We start from the raw sequence: 1228 nt of genomic DNA, 5'->3' as shown, positions 1-1228 counted from the left end.
CTTTTGGGGTATATAGACCAAATGTTTGCTTCAGAATTTGCCTACAAAGACAAGGGCGGACTTCTGCCAGAAGGACTTTTGAAGGGGAAGTCTATTGTTTGTATTTCAACGATGAAGGGGCCAACGCATTATCCTTTGTTCTGGTTGAATAATTCGCACAAAGTATTAATGAAGAAAGCCTTATTTAATTATGTTGGGATAAAAAGAGTGAAGTTTTTTGAATTTGGGAATATGGAAAATCCGAAGGGAAAGCATGACGAGAAATTAAACAAAATATATCGTTATTTCAAAATAATAGACCGCTAAAGAATGTGAATAAGCATTTTTTCCGCAGTAAACTACTGCATACGAGTCAGCTCTTTTTTTCTTATTGAACTAATGGGGCAGGTTAGTTCAATAAGAAAAAGTAGCATTTTTTATGCAGTCATCTTTTCATTGTTCTCCACTTCACTAAAAATCGATTGATAGATACGATGTTTCATAAGTACGATCAGGCCAATTATAGAGAAGAAATTCACCAGAGATAATGTGATAATTGTATATCGGAGTGGAAAAATATCTGCTACGAAACCAACGACTATTACCAATAGGATTTGCCCTGCACTTTGGATGAGTCCATAAAAGCTAGTCACCCTCCCCATAATTTCAATCGGAACATGAAATTGATAAAATGTGTTGTAGCCAGTGTTAGCAAAAGAATTAAAAAACCCCAGTATTACGAACCCTATTGTAATCATTGTGAACGACGTACTGAAGGCATACAGTAAGTAACCGAGTGACATTAGAAGAAGTCCTCCACCAAAAAGAAAACGAATGGATAGTTTTTTTGAAAAAGACGCAACCGTTAATGCTCCTAAAATAGATCCGATGCCTGTAATACTAATGAGCAAACTATAATCCAGCTCTGATAGCCCAACGACTCTCTGAGTAAAGACAACTTCTTGCGTATCCATAGCAAATGTTGTGAACAGTGTTCCTAAATACAAAGCAAGTACTATCATAAAAATGGGTGTTTTTTTTCAAAAAGCAATAACAGTTATTTCTTCTTCTCGAATAGCTGAAAAAGACAGTGGATTTTTAAATGATGTTTTTTCTTCCTGTTGATCAGGTAAAAATAAAAACAAAATTGCTGATATTAAAAAAGAGATTGCATTTAAAAAGATTGCTAAATACACTGAACCAATGACAAAAAGCACCCCTGCAATCGCGGGTCCTACAATAAATGCAC

The 1228-nt window shown here is 35.1% G+C and carries 2 protein-coding genes and 1 pseudogene; 1 reads left to right on the top strand and 2 read right to left on the bottom strand.

The genetic code is table 11. From position 1 onward, the window contains the following. A partial coding sequence (locus AC1DSB_RS19580) for an NAD(P)H-dependent oxidoreductase (protein ID WP_477587449.1) occupies window positions 1–306 on the top strand: 306 nt, incomplete at its 5' end. A gap of 110 nt (window positions 307–416) precedes the next feature. Here the strand turns inward: AC1DSB_RS19580 and AC1DSB_RS19575 are convergent. Both AC1DSB_RS19575 and AC1DSB_RS19570 read right to left on the bottom strand, forming a co-directional pair. Continuing rightward, the gene (locus AC1DSB_RS19575) at window positions 417–1001 is read right to left on the bottom strand and encodes an MFS transporter (RefSeq protein WP_477532317.1); all 585 of its coding nucleotides are present in this window, start codon (window positions 999–1001) and stop codon (window positions 417–419) included. Window positions 1002–1019: 18 nt separating this feature from the next. Beyond that, window positions 1020–1228: pseudogene (locus AC1DSB_RS19570) on the bottom strand (MFS transporter); the annotation flags it as partial.

This window comes from Paenisporosarcina sp. P4_E4_2 (assembly GCF_056401595.1).
This window is presented reverse-complemented; position numbering and strand designations above follow the sequence as displayed.

Coding starts and splice junctions, on each gene's coding strand:
- AC1DSB_RS19575 (WP_477532317.1), bottom strand. CDS start 1,001: ATGATAGTACTTGCTTTGTATTTAGGAACACTGTTCACAACATTTGCT.